This window comes from Pseudomonas sp. LB3P25, from assembly GCF_054897985.1.
The window spans coordinates 1,697,362-1,716,358 of the sequence record NZ_CM142711.1; the positions used below are offsets into that span (position 1 = coordinate 1,697,362).

Annotated in this window: 16 protein-coding genes; 13 read left to right on the forward strand and 3 right to left on the reverse strand. The window is 59.7% G+C overall.

All coding sequences use genetic code 11. From position 1 onward, the window contains the following. Positions 1–18 precede the first annotated feature (18 nt). Entirely contained in the window at positions 19–483 is a 465-nt protein-coding gene (locus tag ACYZTW_RS07365; protein ID WP_462004335.1) for a methylglyoxal synthase, read from the reverse strand. A gap of 215 nt (positions 484–698) precedes the next feature. After that, a complete protein-coding gene (gene gap, locus ACYZTW_RS07370) occupies positions 699–1,700 on the reverse strand; it encodes a type I glyceraldehyde-3-phosphate dehydrogenase (RefSeq protein ID WP_140676771.1) in 1,002 nt (333 codons plus the stop codon). A 220-nt stretch (positions 1,701–1,920) separates the two neighbouring features. Between gap and edd the strand changes: the two genes are divergently transcribed. The 11 genes from edd to ACYZTW_RS07425 all read left to right on the forward strand — a co-directional run bounded on the left by edd (position 1,921) and on the right by ACYZTW_RS07425 (position 15,530). After that, the gene (gene edd, locus ACYZTW_RS07375; protein ID WP_046049478.1) at positions 1,921–3,747 is read left to right on the forward strand and encodes a phosphogluconate dehydratase; all 1,827 of its coding nucleotides are present in this window, start codon (positions 1,921–1,923) and stop codon (positions 3,745–3,747) included. Next, on the forward strand, positions 3,744–4,694 hold the full coding sequence (locus tag ACYZTW_RS07380; protein ID WP_462004336.1) for a glucokinase: 951 nt from the start codon (positions 3,744–3,746) through the stop codon (positions 4,692–4,694). Before edd ends, ACYZTW_RS07380 begins: the two co-directional genes overlap by 4 nt. Before the next feature lie 156 nt (positions 4,695–4,850). Further along, complete coding sequence (locus tag ACYZTW_RS07385) at positions 4,851–5,582, forward strand: response regulator (protein WP_092278869.1); 732 nt, start codon at positions 4,851–4,853, stop codon at positions 5,580–5,582. After that, positions 5,572–7,041, forward strand: coding sequence for an ATP-binding protein (locus ACYZTW_RS07390; protein WP_462004337.1), 1,470 nt, complete (start codon positions 5,572–5,574; stop codon positions 7,039–7,041). Before ACYZTW_RS07385 ends, ACYZTW_RS07390 begins: the two co-directional genes overlap by 11 nt. Before the next feature lie 228 nt (positions 7,042–7,269). Next, entirely contained in the window at positions 7,270–8,529 is a 1,260-nt protein-coding gene (locus tag ACYZTW_RS07395) for a D-mannose isomerase (RefSeq protein ID WP_462004338.1), read from the forward strand. 117 nt (positions 8,530–8,646) lie between these two features. Further along, complete coding sequence (locus tag ACYZTW_RS07400; protein WP_462004339.1) at positions 8,647–9,954, forward strand: ABC transporter substrate-binding protein; 1,308 nt, start codon at positions 8,647–8,649, stop codon at positions 9,952–9,954. 156 nt (positions 9,955–10,110) lie between these two features. Beyond that, positions 10,111–11,019: a carbohydrate ABC transporter permease gene (locus tag ACYZTW_RS07405; protein ID WP_007902369.1), complete on the forward strand. Its 909-nt coding sequence runs from the start codon at positions 10,111–10,113 to the stop codon at positions 11,017–11,019. Further along, entirely contained in the window at positions 11,012–11,857 is an 846-nt protein-coding gene (locus ACYZTW_RS07410) for a carbohydrate ABC transporter permease (RefSeq protein ID WP_462004340.1), read from the forward strand. Before ACYZTW_RS07405 ends, ACYZTW_RS07410 begins: the two co-directional genes overlap by 8 nt. A 4-nt stretch (positions 11,858–11,861) precedes the next feature. Further along, positions 11,862–13,022 carry an ABC transporter ATP-binding protein gene (locus ACYZTW_RS07415; protein WP_462004341.1) on the forward strand — a complete coding sequence of 387 codons (1,161 nt, stop codon included), beginning with the start codon at positions 11,862–11,864 and terminating at the stop codon, positions 13,020–13,022. A 190-nt stretch (positions 13,023–13,212) separates the two neighbouring features. Then, positions 13,213–14,559 carry a carbohydrate porin gene (locus ACYZTW_RS07420; RefSeq protein WP_462004342.1) on the forward strand — a complete coding sequence of 449 codons (1,347 nt, stop codon included), beginning with the start codon at positions 13,213–13,215 and terminating at the stop codon, positions 14,557–14,559. A 116-nt stretch (positions 14,560–14,675) separates the two neighbouring features. Continuing rightward, the gene (locus ACYZTW_RS07425; RefSeq protein ID WP_462004343.1) at positions 14,676–15,530 is read left to right on the forward strand and encodes a D-hexose-6-phosphate mutarotase; all 855 of its coding nucleotides are present in this window, start codon (positions 14,676–14,678) and stop codon (positions 15,528–15,530) included. 192 nt (positions 15,531–15,722) lie between these two features. Here the strand turns inward: ACYZTW_RS07425 and ACYZTW_RS07430 are convergent, their stop codons facing one another. Beyond that, positions 15,723–16,583 carry a MurR/RpiR family transcriptional regulator gene (locus ACYZTW_RS07430; protein ID WP_177318169.1) on the reverse strand — a complete coding sequence of 287 codons (861 nt, stop codon included), beginning with the start codon at positions 16,581–16,583 and terminating at the stop codon, positions 15,723–15,725. A gap of 242 nt (positions 16,584–16,825) precedes the next feature. Between ACYZTW_RS07430 and zwf the strand changes: the two genes are divergently transcribed. Both zwf and pgl read left to right on the forward strand, forming a co-directional pair. After that, a complete protein-coding gene (gene zwf, locus ACYZTW_RS07435) occupies positions 16,826–18,295 on the forward strand; it encodes a glucose-6-phosphate dehydrogenase (protein ID WP_134417595.1) in 1,470 nt (489 codons plus the stop codon). Continuing rightward, positions 18,282–18,995, forward strand: a complete 714-nt coding sequence (gene pgl / locus ACYZTW_RS07440; protein WP_462004344.1) for a 6-phosphogluconolactonase — start codon at positions 18,282–18,284, stop codon at positions 18,993–18,995. The genes zwf and pgl overlap by 14 nt, the downstream gene beginning before the upstream one ends. Positions 18,996–18,997: the final 2 nt, after the last annotated feature.

Here is an 18,997-nt window from a genome sequence, read left to right on the forward strand (position 1 = left end):
CAGCAACAGGCTGAAGCTTTAGGCGCGGCCCAACAGATAGGTCGCGTAATCGGGGATCCGATGTTCGTGCGCCTGCTCCATCATCGGGCTGCTGAGCAGGTAGTCGGCGCTGCATTCGTTGCAGGCCACCGGGATGTTCCAAACCGCCGCGACGCGCAATAACGCCTTGATGTCCGGGTCGTGCGGCTGTGGTTCGAACGGGTCCCAGAAGAACACCAACATGTCGACCCGCTGCTCGGCGATTCGCGCACCGAGTTGCTGGTCGCCACCCAACGGACCGCTGATCATGCTCTCCACTGGCAAATCCAGGCGTTGTTGCAACAACAACCCGGTGGTGCCGGTGGCGACCAGTTCATGCTGTGCCAGCCTGTCTTTCTGCCGCTCGGCCCAGTCCAGCAAAAACACCTTGCAGTGGTCATGGGCGACCAAGGCAATACGCTTGCGCGCTGCCAGGGTCTTTTGCGTAAAGCTGATACCGATCATCGGTTGCTGCTCCCGGCGTCATACACCGACATGGCGTGACGCTTTATTCGGCTTTGCAAACACCGGATAGGAGCTGCCGAAGGCGGCGATCTTTTGATCTTGGCTGCCATGAGGCCAATGAAGATCAAGATCAAAAGATCGCCGCCTTCGGCAGCTCCTACATGTCCGTGCGTCGACACGTAATGAAGTCGCGTCAACACAGAGTGAGGCGTGGCTTATTCGGCGTTGCAGAGCGCCAGGCAGTTATCGAGCATGCGGTTGGAGAAACCCCATTCGTTGTCGTACCAGGCCAGCACCTTGAGCAGCTTGCCGCTGGACTTGGTGTGGTTGGCGTCAAAGATCGACGACAGCGGGTTGTGGTTGAAGTCGCTGGAGACCAGCGGCAGGGTGTTGTAACCGAGAATCTTCGAGTGCTGGCTGGCTTCCTTCAGCAGCGCGTTCACCTCATCGGCCGACGCTTCGCGTTTGAGTTGCACGGTCAGGTCCACCAGCGACACGTTGATCACCGGCACGCGCACTGACATGCCGGTCAGTTTGCCCGCCAGTTCCGGCAGCACCAGACCGACCGCTTCAGCCGCGCCGGTTTTGCTCGGGATCATGTTCTGGGTGGCCGAACGCGCACGATACGGGTCGACATGATAGACATCGGTCAGGTGCTGATCGTTGGTGTAGGCGTGAATAGTGGTCATCAGACCGCTTTCGATACCCAGCTCGCGGTGCAACACCTGGGCCACCGGGGCCAGGCAGTTGGTGGTGCACGACGCGTTGGAAATAATCTGGTGCGATTGGCGCAGAATGTCGTGGTTAACGCCATACACCACAGTGGCGTCGGCGCCTTTGGCCGGGGCCGAGATGATCACTTTGCGTGCGCCGGCCGTAATATGCGCGGCGGCTTTGTCGCGGTCGGTGAACAAACCGGTGCATTCGAATACGACGTCGATCTTCTCGGCAGCCCAAGGCAGTTCGGCCGGGTTGCGAATGGCGCTGACAGAAATACGGTCGCCGTTGACAGTCAGGCTTTCCAGATCGTGCTGCACATCGGCGTCGAACGTGCCGTGAACAGTGTCGTACTTGAGCAGATGAGCGTTCATCGCGCTGTCGCCCAGGTCATTGATGGCAACGATCTGCAGATCCTGGCGATAACCTTGGGTATACAGTGCGCGCAGGACGTTACGGCCAATTCGGCCAAAACCATTGATTGCGATTCGAAGAGTCATTTAACAGGGCCGCCGTCGTTTTGTTGTTGGAATTACAAGATTATTCGCATAAAAATAGAAAACAAGCCTTTTTAATGGCAATATTTTGTTCAATCTACAACGAGTGACCTGAATCAACTGGTCCGACCGATCAAGAAAACCGTCTGTCATCCCATCGACAACGGCTCTTGTTCAGCATAGACAATCAGGTCGCCACATCCGTTAGCCTGGAGTTCTAAACATGCATCCCCGCGTCCTTGAGGTCACCGAACGGCTTATCGCCCGCAGCCGCGCCACGCGTGAGGCTTACCTTGCACTGATTCGTGGTGCTGCCAGCGACGGTCCCATGCGCGGCAAGCTGCAATGCGCCAACTTCGCCCACGGCGTGGCCGGTTGCGGCACCGACGACAAGAACAGTCTGCGGATGATGAACTCCGCGAACATTGCGATTGTTTCGTCCTATAACGACATGCTCTCGGCGCATCAGCCGTACGAAGTCTTTCCTGAACAGATCAAAAAAGCCCTGCGTGAAATCGGCTCCGTCGGCCAGTTCGCCGGTGGCACCCCGGCCATGTGCGATGGCGTGACCCAGGGCGAGCCGGGCATGGAGCTGAGCCTGCCGAGCCGCGAAGTGATTGCGCTGTCCACCGCCGTGGCGCTGTCCCACAACATGTTCGACGGCGCGCTGATGCTCGGCATCTGCGACAAGATCGTCCCGGGCCTGATGATGGGCGCGCTGCGTTTCGGTCATCTGCCGACGATCTTCGTCCCGGGCGGACCGATGGTCTCGGGCATTTCCAACAAGCAGAAAGCCGACGTGCGCCAACGCTACGCGGAAGGCAAGGCCAGCCGTGAAGAGCTGCTGGAATCGGAGATGAAGTCCTACCACAGCCCCGGTACCTGCACCTTTTACGGCACCGCCAACACCAACCAGTTGTTGATGGAAGTCATGGGCCTGCACTTGCCGGGCGCCTCTTTCGTCAACCCGAACACCCCGTTGCGTGATGCCCTGACCCGCGAAGCGGCGCATCAAGTCACACGTCTGACCAAACAGAGCGGCGACTTCATGCCGATCGGCGAAATCGTCGACGAACGTTCGCTGGTCAACTCGATTGTCGCGTTGCACGCCACCGGCGGCTCGACCAACCACACGCTGCACATGCCGGCGATCGCCATGGCGGCGGGCATTCAATTGACCTGGCAGGACATGGCCGACCTCTCTGAGGTGGTGCCGACCCTCAGCCACGTCTACCCGAACGGCAAAGCCGACATCAACCACTTCCAGGCCGCGGGCGGCATGTCGTTCCTGATCCGCGAACTGCTGGAAGCCGGGCTGCTGCACGAAAACGTCAACACGGTGCTGGGCCACGGCTTGAGCCGCTACACCATGGAACCGTTCCTCGAAAACGGCGAACTGGTCTGGCGCGAAGGCCCGATCGAAAGCCTCGACGAAACCATCCTGCGTCCGGTCGCTCGTGCGTTCTCGCCAGAGGGCGGCTTGCGGGTTATGGAAGGCAATCTCGGGCGTGGTGTGATGAAGGTTTCCGCCGTCGCGTTGGAAAACCAGGTCGTCGAAGCACCGGCCATGGTGTTCCAGGATCAGCAGGATCTGGCCGATGCATTCAAGGCCGGTTTGCTGGAAAAGGATTTCGTCGCGGTGATGCGCTTCCAGGGCCCGCGTTCCAACGGCATGCCGGAGCTGCACAAGATGACGCCGTTCCTCGGCGTGCTGCAGGATCGCGGGTTCAAAGTCGCGCTGGTCACCGACGGGCGCATGTCCGGTGCGTCGGGGAAAATCCCGGCGGCGATTCACGTCAGTCCTGAAGCGTATGTGGGCGGCGCTTTGGCGCGCGTCCAAGAGGGCGATATCATCCGCGTCGATGGCGTCAAAGGCACCCTGGAGCTTAAGGTGGACGCCGACGAATTCGCAGCGCGCGAACCTGCCAAAGGCCTGTTGGGCAATAACATCGGCAGCGGTCGCGAACTGTTTGGTTTTATGCGCATGGCCTTCAGCTCGGCGGAGCAGGGCGCCAGCGCCTTTACTTCTGCCCTGGAGACGCTTAATTGAAACTGGCTTTGGTCGGTGATATCGGTGGGACCAACGCACGTTTCGCGTTGTGGAAAAACCAGCAGCTGGAATCGATCCAGGTGCTGGCAACGGCCGACCACGCCAGCCCGGAAGAGGCGATTGCCCTCTACCTGAGCGGGCTTGGCCTGGCGCCAGGTTCGATCGGTTCGGTGTGCCTGTCGGTGGCCGGTCCCGTGAGCGGCGATGAATTCAAGTTCACCAACAATCACTGGCGGCTGAGCCGCAAGGGTTTCTGCCAGACCTTGCAGGTGGATCAACTGTTGCTGGTCAACGACTTCTCGGCCATGGCGCTGGGCATGACCCGTTTGCAGCCGGACGAGTTTCGGGTGGTCTGCGAAGGCACGCCGGAACCGTTGCGGCCGGCGGTGGTGATCGGTCCGGGGACTGGCCTGGGCGTTGGCACGTTGCTGGATCTCGGTGAAGGTCGTTTCGCCGCGTTGCCGGGGGAGGGCGGTCACGTCGATTTGCCGCTGAGCAGCCCACGGGAAACTCAGTTGTGGCAGCACATCTTCAATGAGATCGGGCATGTCAGCGCTGAAACGGCGTTGAGCGGCAGCGGCTTGCCTCGGGTTTATCGGGCGATTTGTGCGGTGGACGGTCATGAACCCGTACTGGATTCCCCCGAGTCGATTACTGCGGCCGGTCTGGCGGGCGATCCGATTGCCCTGGAAGTGCTTGAGCAGTTCTGCTGCTGGCTGGGTCGTGTGGCCGGCAACAACGTGCTGACCACGGGCGGGCGTGGTGGCGTGTACATCGTGGGCGGAGTGATTCCGCGGTTCGCCGATTTCTTCATCGAAAGCGGCTTTTCCCGGTGCTTTGCCGACAAAGGCTGCATGAGCGATTACTTCAAAGGCATCCCGGTGTGGCTGGTGACGGCGCCGTATTCCGGCCTTGTCGGTGCGGGTGTGGCGCTCGACCAGGCTTAAGACCGAGTCGCCTCATTCGCGAGCAGGCTCGCTCCCACAGGATCGCTTAAAACTTGTGGGAGCGAGCCTGCTCGCGAATGGGCCCGCACAGACACCAATGATTTACGCACGATCAGGCATAATCCGCCCAATTCAAACAACAAGGATGCCGCCCCTGTGAGCTCAGTCAACAAGTCGATTTTGTTGGTCGATGACGATCAAGAGATACGCGAGTTGCTGGACACCTACCTGACCCGCGCCGGTTTCCAGGTTCGCACCACGCCCGACGGTGCAGGCTTTCGTCAGGCGATGAACGACGCACCGAGCGATCTGGTGATCCTCGACGTCATGCTGCCGGACGAAGACGGTTTCAGTCTGTGTCGCTGGATCCGTCAGCACCCGCGTCAGGCGCAGGTGCCGATCATCATGCTCACTGCCAGCTCCGACGAGGCCGACCGTGTCATCGGCCTGGAGTTGGGCGCCGACGACTACCTCGGCAAACCCTTCAGCCCGCGTGAATTGCAGGCGCGCATCAAAGCCTTGTTGCGTCGCGCGCAGTTCGGGCAGGAGCGTTCCGGCAGTGAAGTGCTGGCCTTCGATGACTGGCGGCTGGACATGGTCAGCCATCGGCTGTTCCACACCGACGGCGAAGAAGTGATTCTCTCCGGCGCTGACTTCGCGCTGCTGAAACTGTTCCTCGATCACCCTCAGGAAATTCTCGACCGCGACACCATCGGCAACGCCACCCGTGGCCGCGATTTGATGCCGCTGGATCGCATCGTTGACATGGCTGTCAGCCGTTTGCGCCAGCGCCTGCGCGACACCGAAAAACCGCCGCGGCTGATCCGTACCGTGCGCGGCAGCGGCTACCAACTGGCCGCCAATGTGGTTGCCAGCAATGGCCACTGAGTTTTTCCGCAAGCTCGCCGCACGGATTCCCGTGCCGCGTTCGCTGCTCGGGCGGATGTTGCTCCTGACGCTGTTGGCAGTGTTGTTCGCCCAGACGCTGTCGAGCGTGATCTGGGTCTCGCAACTGCGCGCAACCCAACTGGAAGGCCTGGTCACCAGCGCCCGTAGCCTCGCTCATTCGATGACGGCCAGCGTCAGTTACTTCCGCTCTCTGCCGGTAGCGTTTCGGCCATTGGTACTCGACCAGTTGCGCAGCATGGGTGGCACCCGTTTTGTGGTGACGCTCAACGACAAGCCCTTGGGCATGGAAGTGCTGCCGATCACCCCGCGCAAAGAGGCCGTGCTCAAAGCGGTGGACGAAGTGCTGCGCCAGTCGTTGGGCCAGGACATTGATATCTCGGTGACATTCGTCAGCCCCGAAGACCTGCGGATCTTCAACGGCGGCCTGAAACTCGATGAATTGCCGCGCTCCTGGGCGCATTACGCGCTGACCCTGGAACCGGTGAACCCGCCGGTATTGGTCACGCAAATCCAGATGGCGCCGGGCGAGTGGCTGTACATCGCCTCACTGTTGCCCGAGCCCTACACCAGTCTTGAAGAGCAAGGACTGCCGGCGCAGCAAGTCTGGTTCATCGTGCTCACCAGCGGCTTTTTGCTGTTGTTCATTGGTCTGCTGGTGCACTGGCAGAGCCGGCCGCTCAAGCGTTTGGCGCGGGCAGCACGCGACATGTCCCTCGGCGCGGAAGTCGAGCCCGTGGCGGAGGGGGGCGGCAGTGAAGTGGTCGAGGTCGGCCGCGCCTTCAATGCGATGCGCGAACGCATCAGCCGTTACCTGACCGAGCGCAGCCAGTTGTTTAGTGCGATTTCTCATGACCTGCGCACGCCGATTACCCGCTTGCGGTTGCGGGTTGAGTTGCTCGAAGACGAAACGCTGCAAGCCAAGTTCGGCCGTGATCTGGATGAGCTGGAGCTGCTGGTCAAAGGTGCGCTGCAATGCGTGAAAGACACCGACATCCACGAAAACATCGAACCGGTGGACCTCAACCACGTGCTTGATTGTCTGGTGGAACCGTATCTGGCGCCCAACGGCAATGGTCGCGTCACCCAGCAAGGGCGTGCGCTGGCGGCGTATCCGGGGAAGCCGCTAGCGCTCAAGCGTTGCATCGGTAACCTGATCGACAATGCCTTGAAGTATGGGCAGAAAGCGCATTTGCACATTGATGACGACCAGAGTGCGTTCATCCTGCATGTGGACGATGAAGGGCCAGGCGTGCCGGAACAGCGGATGGAGCAGGTGTTCGAACCGCACTTCCGCCTGGCCGGGCAGCAGCAGGGGTATGGGTTAGGGTTGGGGATTGCGCGAAATATTGCACATAGCCATGGGGGTGAGGTCAGCCTGCAGAATTTGCGTGAGGGTGGGTTGAGGGTGACGTTGCAATTGCCCCGCAGTGTTGACTAGGAATACCGCGTTATCGTTCTTCGCGAGCAGGCTCGCTCCCACAGGGGGCTGCGTCGTACACAAATCCAATGTGGGAGCGAGCCTGCTCGCGAAGGCGTCAGACCATTCAACACTTTTTCCTCCAGTCCAATGTCACAGCCCTGTGACAAAACCTGCCCCCTTCGTTACAAGCCCGCCACCGCCCGTTGTTTAGACTCCCCCCAGTCATAACAACAAAAAAGGCACCCCATGGACACCTTCCAACCCGCCTTCAGCAGTTGGCTGAACGCACCCGCTCATCAGCACTGGCTCGCCGCCGAAGGCCTGCGCCTGCTGGCGTTTGCCAAGGCTTCGAAGCTCGCCGAAGGTTTCGGCAATCTTGATGAAAAGGGTCACCTCCCGGCCAACGCCCAAGCCGAAACCATGAACACCGCGCGCATGACCCATAGCTTCGCCATGGCGCACATCCAGGGGCTGCCGGGTTTCGCCGAGCTGGTGGATCACGGTGTCAAGGCACTCAGCGGCCCATTGCGTGACGCCGAACACGGTGGCTGGTTCGCGGCCCCCGAACACCGCGATGGCAACACCGGCAAGGCGGCTTATCTGCACGCCTTTGTCGCGCTGGCCGCCAGTTCTGCGGTCGTCGCTCAGCGTCCCGGCGCGCAGGCCTTGCTCGACGATGCCATCCACATCATCGACGCGCATTTCTGGTGCGAGGAGGAGGGCGCGATGCGCGAATCCTTCAACCGCGACTGGAGTGAAGAGGAACGCTATCGCGGCGCCAACAGCAACATGCACGCCACCGAAGCCTTTCTTGCATTGGCCGATGTCACCGACGACAACCGCTGGCTGTTCCGCGCCCAGCGCATCGTCGAGCGCGTCATCCACAATCACGCCGCTGCCAACGATTACCTGGTGGTCGAGCATTTCGACCGCGACTGGCAACCCTTGCGCGAATACAACCACGACAACCCGGCCGATGGTTTTCGCCCCTACGGCACCACGCCGGGTCACGGTTTCGAATGGGCCCGGCTGATGCTACATCTCGAAGCGGCGCGGGTTAAAGCCGGGATGCTCACGCCGGGCTGGCTCGCCACCGACGCGCAAAAACTCTTCGACTACAATTGCCATCACGGCTGGGACATCGACGGGGCGCCGGGGATTGTCTACACCCTAGACTGGGACAATCGCGCCGTGGTTCGCCATCGCCTGCACTGGACCCATTGCGAGGCCAGCGCCGCCGCCAGTGCGCTGCTTAAACGCACAGGCGATGCGCAATACGAAAGTTGGTACCGACTTTTTTGGGAATTCTGCGACAGCCATTTCATCGACCGCGAAAGCGGCAGCTGGCACCACGAACTCGATCCGCAGAACCGCCCGAGCGCCGATATCTGGGCCGGTAAACCCGACCTTTACCACGCCTGGCAAGCCGTATTGATCCCGCGTCTGCCTCTGGCGCCGAGTATGGCGACTGCCTTGGCACAGTTATCCCAGAGCGCTCCTGTGTAACCATGCGGTGACATTCGAGCGTCCCTTCGTTACCTGCGAAGGGACAACTCCTGTTTAAAATCCTATGCAGCGCAAGCACCAGACTTGCATGCATAACAACAAGAAAGGTACTACTAGATGAATGCGATTTCTCGCCTCGCTACTGTCATTTCTCTCGCCTCACTGCTTCCTCTGTCTGCATTCCCGCTGAGTACGCTTGCCGCCGATTCCAAAGGTTCGGTGGAAGTCGTTCACTGGTGGACCTCTGGTGGTGAAAAGGCAGCGGTCGATGTTCTGAAGGCCCAAGTCGAAAAAGACGGCTTCACCTGGAAGGACGGCGCAGTCGCCGGTGGCGGCGGTTCCACTGCCATGACCGTACTTAAAAGCCGCGCCGTCGCCGGTAACCCGCCGGGCGTTGCACAGATCAAAGGTCCGGACATCCAGGAGTGGGGCAGCACTGGCCTGCTCAGCACCGATACCCTGAAAGAGGTTTCCAAGTCCGAAGGCTGGGATGGCCTGCTGTCGAAGAAAGTCTCCGACACCGTCAAGTACGAAGGTGACTACGTCGCCGTGCCGGTGAACATTCACCGCGTCAACTGGCTGTGGATCAACCCGGAAGTCTTCAAGAAAGCCGGGATCGAAAAAGCCCCTACTACCCTCGAAGAATTCTATGCCGCCGGCGACAAGCTCAAAGCCGCAGGCTTCATCGCGCTTGCCCACGGTGGACAGCCTTGGCAGGACAGCACCGTGTTTGAAGACGTGGTGCTCTCGGTCATGGGCGCCGACGGTTACAAGAAAGCGCTGGTAGACCTGGATCAGAAAACCCTTTCCGGGCCTGAGATGGCCAAGTCGTTCACCGAGCTTAAAAAACTCACGGGCTACATGGACCCGAACCGCGCCGGTCGTGACTGGAACATCGCGGCTGCCGACGTCATCAACGGCAAGGCCGGTATGCAGATGATGGGCGACTGGGCCAAGAGCGAATGGACCGCTGCCAAGAAAGTAGCGGGCAAGGACTACCAGTGCGTGCCATTCCCGGGCACCGAAAAAGCCTTCACCTACAACATCGATTCCCTGGCCGTGTTCAAGCTCAAAGCGGATCGCAAAGGCGACATCGCCGCTCAGCAAGACCTGGCCAAGGTCGCTCTGGGTAAAGACTTCCAGAAAGTCTTCAGCATCAACAAAGGCTCGATCCCTGTGCGTACCGACATGCTTAACGACATGAGCGGTCTGGGCTTCGATTCCTGCGCTCAAGCGGCGGCCAAGGACTTCCTGGCTGACGAGAAGACGGGTGGCCTGCAACCGAGCATGGCGCACAACATGGCCACTTCCCTGGCCGTGCAGGGTGCGATCTTCGACGTGGTGACCAACTTCATGAACGACAAGGATGCTGACCCGGCCAAGGCCAGCGCCCAACTGGCATCGGCCGTCAAAGCCGCCCAGTAATCTCCGGCACTCGGTAATCCCTGTGGGAGCGAGCCTGCTCGCGAAAGCGGTCTGACATTCAGAAATGATGTCGGCTGAGAAATCGCCTTCGCGAGCAGGCTCGCTCCCACAAGGGATCCGTGCCGATATCAATTCCTCTTCACCTGGATTATCCCGATGAGCTCTGTGGCGGTTTTCAGCAAAGCCTCACCGTTCGACGCACTGCAGCGCTGGCTCCCCAAACTGGTTTTGGCGCCAAGCATGCTGATCGTCCTGGTTGGTTTTTACGGTTACATCATCTGGACATTCGTTCTGTCCTTCACCAATTCCAGCTTCATGCCGAGCTACAAGTGGGTCGGCCTGCAGCAATACATCCGTCTGATGGACAACGATCGCTGGTGGGTCGCGAGCAAAAACCTCGCGGTCTTCGGCGGCATGTTCATCGGCATCAGCCTGGTGCTGGGGGTGTTCCTGGCGGTGCTGCTGGATCAGCGCATTCGCAAGGAAGGCTTCATCCGCACCGTTTACCTGTACCCGATGGCGCTCTCGATGATCGTGACCGGTACGGCGTGGAAATGGCTGCTCAACCCAGGCCTGGGCCTGGACAAAATGCTGCGTGACTGGGGCTGGGAAGGCTTCCGTCTCGACTGGCTGGTGGATCAGGATCGCGTGGTGTATTGCCTGGTGATCGCCGCCGTGTGGCAAGCCTCCGGGTTTGTGATGGCGATGTTCCTGGCCGGTCTGCGTGGTGTCGATCAATCGATCATCCGTGCCGCGCAAGTCGACGGTGCGAGCCTGCCGACCATCTACCTGAAGATCGTGTTGCCGAGCCTGCGCCCGGTGTTCTTCAGCGCCTTCATGATTCTCGCGCACATCGCGATCAAGAGCTTCGACCTGGTGGCGGCAATGACGGCTGGCGGCCCTGGCTACTCGTCCGACCTGCCCGCGATGTTCATGTATTCCTTCACCTTCAGCCGTGGCCAGATGGGCATTGGTTCGGCGAGCGCCATGATGATGCTCGGCGCGATCCTGGCGATTCTGGTGCCGTACCTATACTCCGAATTGCGAGGCAAACGCCATGAGTAATCAACTCGGAAAACCGGCGGTCAGCTTCAGTCGCATCGCGATCTACGCAACCTTGTTGCTGGCCGCCGCGATCTATTTGATCCCGCTGGTGGTGATGCTGTTGACCAGTTTCAAATCCCCGGAAGACATCCGCACCGGCAACCTGCTGAGCTGGCCGCAAGTGATTGACGGCATCGGCTGGATCAAAGCCTGGGACGTTGTGGGTGGCTACTTCTGGAACTCGGTGAAAATTACCGTGCCGGCGGTTCTGATCTCTACCTTCATCGGTGCCATGAACGGTTACGTGCTGTCGATGTGGCGCTTCCGGGGTTCGCAACTGTTCTTCGGTCTGCTGCTGTTTGGCTGCTTCCTGCCGTTCCAGACCGTGCTGCTGCCAGCCTCGTTTACCGTCGGCAAACTCGGCCTGGCCAACACCACCACCGGTTTGGTGCTGGTGCACATCGTCTACGGCCTGGCGTTCACTACACTGTTCTTCCGCAACTACTACGTGAGCATTCCGGATGCGCTGGTCAAGGCTGCACGGCTTGATGGCGCAGGCTTCTTCACGATTTTCTGGAAGATCCTGCTGCCGATGTCGATCCCGATCGTGATGGTCTGCCTGATCTGGCAGTTCACCCAAATCTGGAATGACTTCCTGTTCGGCGTGGTCTTCGCCAGTGGCGATGCCCAGCCAATTACCGTGGCCCTGAACAACCTGGTCAACACCAGCACCGGGGCCAAGGAATACAACGTTGATATGGCCGCCGCGATGATCGCCGGGCTGCCGACACTGCTGGTCTACATATTCGCTGGCAAGTATTTCCTGCGTGGGCTGACGTCCGGCGCGGTCAAGGGGTAGAACCATGGCAACTCTCGAATTACGCAACGTCAACAAGACCTACGGCAGCGGTTTGCCGGACACCCTGAAAAACATCGAACTGAAGATCGATGACGGTGAGTTCCTGATCCTGGTCGGCCCCTCGGGCTGCGGTAAATCCACGCTGATGAACTGCATCGCCGGTCTGGAAAACATCAGCGGCGGCGCAATCCTGGTGGACGACGCCGACATCAGCGGCATGAGCCCCAAAGATCGCGACATCGCCATGGTGTTCCAGTCCTACGCGCTGTACCCGACCATGAGCGTGCGCGACAACATCGCCTTCGGCCTGAAGATTCGCAAAATGCCGGCGGCCGAAATCGAGGAAGAAGTCGCTCGCGTGGCCAAGCTGCTGCAGATCGAACACTTGCTCAGCCGCAAACCCGGTCAGCTCTCCGGTGGTCAGCAACAGCGTGTGGCAATGGGCCGTGCCTTGGCGCGGCGGCCGAAGATTTACCTGTTCGACGAACCGCTGTCCAACCTCGACGCCAAGCTGCGCGTCGAGATGCGCACCGAAATGAAACTGATGCACCAGCGCCTGAAAACCACCACGGTCTACGTGACCCACGACCAGATTGAAGCCATGACCCTGGGCGACAAAGTGGCGGTGATGAAGGACGGGATCATTCAGCAATTCGGCACGCCGAAAGAGATCTACAACAACCCGGCCAACCTGTTCGTGGCGAGCTTCATCGGTTCGCCGCCGATGAACTTCATCCCGCTGCGGTTGCAGCGCAAGGACGGTCGCCTGGTGGCGCTGCTCGACAGCGGTCAGGCGCGCTGTGAATTGCCGTTGGGCATGCAGGACGCCGGTCTTGAAGACCGCGAAGTGATCCTCGGCATGCGTCCTGAGCAGATTGTTTTGGCGGGCAGCGAGCCGAATGGTTTGCCGATCATTCGTGCCGAAGTCCAGGTCACCGAGCCGACCGGTCCCGACACCCTGGTGTTCGTCAATCTCAACGAAACCAAAGTCTGCTGCCGTCTGGCGCCGGATGTCGCGCCCGCGGTGGGCGAGACCCTGACCCTGCAATTCGACCCATCGAAAGTGCTGCTGTTCGATGCCAAGACCGGTGAGCGCCTGGGGGTGGCCGGTCAACCAAAAGCCGAGACGCACAGCGCCAATGTGGCTCAATTCAAAGGTCGCTGAAGATCAAAAATGTGGGAGCGAGCTTTGTGGCGAGGGGATTTATCCCCGTTGGGTCGCGAAGCGGCCCTAAAAAAGGGGACTGCTGCGCAGTCCAACGGGGATAAATCCCCTCGCCACTAAGCTCGCTCCCACAGGGGATGTCACCGCGTTAGATAAAAACAGTTAATAACAATAAAACGAGGATGTAGGGATGAAGAAGAACAACAACGCTCAGCTTATCTGCCAGTTGTCGGCAATTGCGGCAATGATGCTGGCCGGTAGTGTGCACGCGGCTGACGCGTTCAGCGCCGATTCCGAGTGGATGACCGGTGATTGGGGTGGCGAGCGGACCAAGCTGATCGAGCAGGGTATCGACATCAAGATGGACTACGTCGGTGAAGTGGGCGGCAACCTCCACGGCGGGTTTAATGATGACAAGACCGCGCGTTACGCCGACCAGTTTGGCCTGGGCGTGGCGCTGGACCTGCAAAAGCTGTGGGGCTGGGATAACACCCAGGCCAAGATCCAGTTCACCAACCGTAACGGTCAGAACATCTCCAATGACCGTGTCGGCGACCCGCGTGCCGGCACCTTGAGTTCGTCACAGGAAGTCTACGGCCGTGGCCATATGGTCCGTCTGACCCAATTGTGGATCAAGCACCAGTTCCTCGACGGTAAACTGGACGTCAAAGCCGGTTACTTCGGCGAAGGCGAGGACTTCAACACCTTCCCTTGCGAGTTCCAGAACCTGGCATTCTGCGGTTCCCAAGCGGGTAACTGGGCCACCAACATCTGGTACAACTGGCCGGTCATGCAGGCTGCGGTCCGCGTGAAGTACAACATCTCGCCTGAGTTCTATGCGCAGATCGGCGCGTACAACCAGAACACGTCGCAACTGGAGCACGGTAACGGCTTCAAGCTCAGCGGCAGTGGCACCAACGGCACCGTCCTGCCGGTCGAACTGGTCTGGTTGCCTAACCCTGGCAACCTGCCGGGCGAATACCGTGTCGGTTACTACAAAAGCACGGCCAATGCCGATGACGTCCGTAAGGATGCCGACGGCAATGATGCAGCCACCAGCGGTAACGCCTATCGCAGCCACGATAGCAAACACGGTTACTGGTTCGTGGCGCAGCAACAGCTGACCGACCATAACGGTGACAAGAGCCGCGGTCTGAACGTTGCAGCCAACGCCACTTTCCACGACAAGGACACCAACTTCGTCGACAACTACCAGTCGCTGATGTTTGTGTACAAGGGCCCGTTCGATGCACGTCCAAAGGATGACATGGGTATCGGTTTTGCCCGTATCCATGTCAACGATGACGTGAAGAAAAACGCCGAGTTGGTCAACGCCTCCAATGGTGTTACCGAGTACGAGGATCCACTGTTCTCGCCGCTGCGTACCACCGAGTACAACTACGAGATCAACTACGGCTTCCACGTTACCAACTGGCTGACCGTGCGTCCTAACCTGCAATACATCACTCACCCGGGCGGTGTGGATGAAGTCGACAACGCTCTGGTGGCTGGCCTGAAAATTCAGTCGGTGTTCTAACGCTGTTGCGATAAGCTCCTCTCTATGTGCGCATTTTTGCGGACAGCCTTGGCTGTCCGCTTTTTTTTGGGGGGCGGCGCACCCCGGGTGACAGTTGATTTTCAGGGCCGTGGCACATGCATGAGCATCCGCTACAACGCTTCTTCAAATCCTTACGCGAACGTCCGGTGTTTGCGTGGGAGCGCTATCAGAAGCGCGACGTGCTGGTGATCGACCATCCGCTGTGTCAGGCGGTGTTCAGTCGGCAGGGTGCGCAGTTGCTGCACTTCCAGCCAAAGGGTCAGAAACCCTGGCTCTGGTGCGCTGCGAAGTGGCCGCAGGTCGGTGCGATACGTGGTGGCGTTCCGGTGTGCTGGCCGTGGTATGGCCGTCATCCGAGCGAAAACGCCTGGCCGTCCCATGGTTGGGCACGGCTGATCGACTGGAAGCTTCTGGACAGCAGCACTGATGACGATGGCGTGCGTTTGCACTGGCAACTTCAGTTGTGCGACTGGCAAGTGGACCTGCACGCGCACTTGGGCGAGCGCATGGATTTACGCCTGAGTACCGAGCATCAGGACAGCCTGCCGTGCCAATTGAGTCAGGCGTTGCATGCGTATTGGCGTATTGGTGACGTCGGTGAGGTAGCGCTGTCTGGCCTCGACGGGGCGCAGGGTTACGATCAGTTGAACCGTCAGATTTGTCATCAGGAAGGCGAGTTGCGGGTGGAGGGTGGCTGTCAGCGGGTGTTCCAGCATGACGGCGAATTACAGATCAAGGACCACGCCTGGCAGCGTGAATTGTGCATCGATACCGGTGACGATGCGGACACGGTGGTTTGGCATCCGGGCACGCGGCCGTTGCTGGGGGTGAGCTGGAATGAGATTTCGGAGTTTGTGTGTGTTGAAGCCGCGAGTGGCGGGACCGATAGCCTGAGCCTGGCGCCGGGGGAGAGGGCGCATTTGAGTTTGCAGGCAAGGGTTGGGGCCTAGGTGTGTCAGGGAGATTGCTCCCTCACCCTAGCCCTCTCCCGGAGGGAGAGGGGACTGACCGCGTTGATTGTTCAATCTACGTCGACCTGAAACTCTGAGTTGAACTCAGGTTTTGAAGAGCATGAAGATCTGCTCCCTTTCCCCCTCTCCCCTCTGGGGAGAGGGCTGGGGTGAGGGGTGGTTCTAAAGGTACTAGTTAAATTCATCCCCAATCGGATACCGACTCGCATTCAAGCTTTCCTTGATCTTGCGCAAATGCGGCTGGAAATCCACGCCTCGGCGCAAGGTCATGCCGGTGGCGAGCACGTCCAGCACGGTCAGCTGAATGATCCGCGACGTCATCGGCATATAGATGTCGGTGTCTTCCGGCAGCGGAATGTTCAGGCTCAAGGTGCTGGCCTTGGCCAGTGGCGAGCCCTCGGCCGTCAGGCCCAGTACCGAAGCGCCATTTTCCCGGGCAATACGCGCCACTTCCACCAGTTCGCGGGTGCGGCCGGTGTAGGAAATGATCACGAACAACTCGCCGGTGTGCGCCACCGACGCAATCATGCGCTGCATCAGCACGTCGGCATGTGCGGTGACTGCCAGGTTGAAGCGGAAGAACTTGTGCTGCGCATCCAGTGCCACCGGGGCCGAGGCGCCGAGGCCGAAGAAGTGGATCTGCCGGGCCTGGATCAACAGGTCGACGGCACGGCTGATCAGGTTCGGGTCAAGCGCCTGCAACGCACTGTCCAAAGAGGCGATGGCGCTGCCGAAAATCTTTTTGGTATACGCTTCCGGATTGTCGTCGGCCTCGACCGCACGGCTGACATACGCCGCGCCACTGGCCAGGCTCTGGGCCAATTGAAGCTTGAGTTCCGGGTAGCCGCTGACGCCAAACGAACGGCAGAAACGGTTGACCGTCGGCTCGCTGACCTTTGAGGCCTGGGCGAGGGCGGCGATGCTGAACCGGGTGGCCTGCTGTGGGTTGAGCAGGATCACTTCGGCGACTTTGCGTTCTGCCTTGTTCAGGTCTTCAAGGCGATTCTGGATCTGTTCCAGTAAATTTCGCACGCGGTCCATATGGTTTCCTTGGTTCGCCTACAAGAGTGCTCTGCGATGCAAACAAGCGTGTTGCTATGCAAATTGGGCCTTTGATGTGGCCCCAAGCGGTGGCCTATCCTACTGATGGCTCCGACCGTCCACCACTCGGAATCTGTATTTCGCGAAAATGTTGTGGTTATTACTACATTTTCCCTTGAGTGATGCCTTGAAAAAAGGTATTTGTAGCTTAACTTGATAAAAGAACAAACATCATGCCTTCGATTACGGTTGAACCGTGCACCTTTGCCTTGTTTGGCGCCCTTGGCGATCTGGCCCTGCGCAAGCTATTTCCTGCCCTTTATCAGCTCGATGGCGCAGGCCTCTTGCACGAGGACACGCGAATTATCGCGCTGGCCCGTGAGCCTGGCAGCGAGCAGCAGCATTTGGCGTTCATCGCCTCCGAGCTGCGCCGCTACGTCGTCGCCAAAGAGCTGGACGAAGCCGTGGTCGAACGCTTTCTGGCCCGCCTGAGTTACCTGCACGTCGACTTCCTCAAGGCTGACGATTACGTCGCCCTGGCCGAAATGGCCGGCAGCGCCCAGCGGGTGATTGCCTACTTCGCGACACCGGCCGCCGTTTACGGCGCGATCTGCGAGAACCTGGCGAAAGTCGGTTTGACCGAAAACACTCGCGTGGTGCTGGAAAAACCCATCGGTTCGGACCTGGAATCCTCGCGCAAAGTGAACGACGCCGTGGCGCAGTTCTTCCCGGAGAACCGCACCTACCGCATCGACCACTACCTGGGCAAAGAAACCGTCCAGAACCTGATCGCCCTGCGTTTCGCCAACAGCCTGTTCGAAACCCAGTGGAACCAGAATTATATCTCCCACGTGGAAATCACCGTGGCCGAGAAGGTCGGGATCGAAGGTCGCTGGGGTTACTTCGACAAGGCCGGCCAGCTGCGGGACATGATCCAGAATCACCTCCTGCAACTGCTCTGCCTGATCGCCATGGACCCGCCGGCCGACCTGTCCGCCGACAGCATCCGTGACGAGAAAGTCAAAGTGCTCAAGGCGCTGGCGCCGATCAGCCCGGAAGGCCTGACCACTCAGGTGGTGCGCGGTCAGTACATCGCGGGTTACAGCGAAGGAAAATCGGTCCCCGGTTACCTGGAAGAGCCGAATTCCAACACCCAGAGCGACACCGAAACCTTCGTTGCGCTGCGTGCCGATATCCGCAACTGGCGTTGGGCCGGTGTGCCGTTTTACCTGCGTACCGGCAAGCGCATGCCGCAAAAGCTGTCGCAGATCGTCATCCACTTCAAGGAACCGTCCCACTACATCTTCGCTCCCGAGCAACGCCTGCAGATCAGCAACAAGCTGATTATCCGCCTGCAACCGGACGAAGGCATTTCCTTGCGCGTGATGACCAAAGAACAAGGCCTGGACAAGGGCATGCAGCTGCGCAGCGGTCCGTTGCAGCTGAATTTTTCCGACACTTATCGCAGCGCACGGATTCCCGATGCCTACGAGCGGTTATTGCTGGAAGTAATGCGCGGCAATCAGAATCTGTTTGTCCGTAAAGATGAAATCGAAGCCGCGTGGAAGTGGTGTGACCAGTTGATCGCCGGGTGGAAAAAATCCGGTGATGCGCCCAAGCCGTACGCGGCCGGGTCCTGGGGACCGATGAGCTCCATTGCTCTGATCACGCGGGATGGGAGGTCGTGGTATGGCGATATCTGAATTGAAACTGCCTCAGGGCGTCAGCGCCCATGAGTTCAAAAGCCCGGTGCTGCTGGCCGAAGGCCTGGCGCTGAATGTGGCCAAGCAACTGAGTGACGCGATCGACGCGCGCGGCACCGCGACCTTGGTGGTTTCCGGTGGACGCAGCCCGGTGGCGTTTTTCCAGCACCTGGCCAAGCAGACGCTGGACTGGTCCAAGGTTGTCGTCACCCTGGCCGACGAGCGCTGGGTACCGGTTGAACACACCGACAGCAATGCCGGTCTGCTCAAGCGTTACCTGTTGCAAGGTCCGGCGGCCAAGGCTCAGTTCCTGAGTCTGTACAGCGCCACCGCGAACCTTGAGCTGGCGGCCGAGCAGGCCGATCGCTTGCTCGCGGAATTGCCGCCGATCGACGTGCTGATACTCGGCATGGGCGACGACGGTCACACCGCCTCGCTGTTCCCCAACAGCCCGAACCTGGTCGATGCCTTGAAAGTCGACGGCAGCCGTCGCTGCTGGCCGATGCTGGCGCCGACCGTGCCACACCAGCGCCTGACCATGAGCCGCGCGCTTCTGGCCTCGGCCAAGACCACCGTTCTATCGATTTCCGGTCAGTCCAAGCTGACCACCTTGAGTGCCGCATTGGCCGGTGACGATGTCGCCGCCATGCCGATTCGCGCGTTTCTGCAACCTACGTTAGAGATTTACTGGTGCCCATGAGC

Bases quoted from the DNA above. Each gene is read 5' to 3' on its own strand.
- ACYZTW_RS07365 (WP_462004335.1), bottom strand. From the start codon at position 483: ATGATCGGTATCAGCTTTACGCAAAAGACCCTGGCAGCGCGCAAGCGT.
- gap (WP_140676771.1), bottom strand. From the start codon at position 1,700: ATGACTCTTCGAATCGCAATCAATGGTTTTGGCCGAATTGGCCGTAAC.
- edd (WP_046049478.1), top strand. From the start codon at position 1,921: ATGCATCCCCGCGTCCTTGAGGTCACCGAACGGCTTATCGCCCGCAGC.
- ACYZTW_RS07390 (WP_462004337.1), top strand. From the start codon at position 5,572: ATGGCCACTGAGTTTTTCCGCAAGCTCGCCGCACGGATTCCCGTGCCG.
- ACYZTW_RS07395 (WP_462004338.1), top strand. From the start codon at position 7,270: ATGGACACCTTCCAACCCGCCTTCAGCAGTTGGCTGAACGCACCCGCT.
- ACYZTW_RS07400 (WP_462004339.1), top strand. From the start codon at position 8,647: ATGAATGCGATTTCTCGCCTCGCTACTGTCATTTCTCTCGCCTCACTG.
- ACYZTW_RS07405 (WP_007902369.1), top strand. From the start codon at position 10,111: ATGAGCTCTGTGGCGGTTTTCAGCAAAGCCTCACCGTTCGACGCACTG.
- ACYZTW_RS07410 (WP_462004340.1), top strand. From the start codon at position 11,012: ATGAGTAATCAACTCGGAAAACCGGCGGTCAGCTTCAGTCGCATCGCG.
- ACYZTW_RS07415 (WP_462004341.1), top strand. From the start codon at position 11,862: ATGGCAACTCTCGAATTACGCAACGTCAACAAGACCTACGGCAGCGGT.
- ACYZTW_RS07420 (WP_462004342.1), top strand. From the start codon at position 13,213: ATGAAGAAGAACAACAACGCTCAGCTTATCTGCCAGTTGTCGGCAATT.
- ACYZTW_RS07425 (WP_462004343.1), top strand. From the start codon at position 14,676: ATGCATGAGCATCCGCTACAACGCTTCTTCAAATCCTTACGCGAACGT.
- zwf (WP_134417595.1), top strand. From the start codon at position 16,826: ATGCCTTCGATTACGGTTGAACCGTGCACCTTTGCCTTGTTTGGCGCC.
- pgl (WP_462004344.1), top strand. From the start codon at position 18,282: ATGGCGATATCTGAATTGAAACTGCCTCAGGGCGTCAGCGCCCATGAG.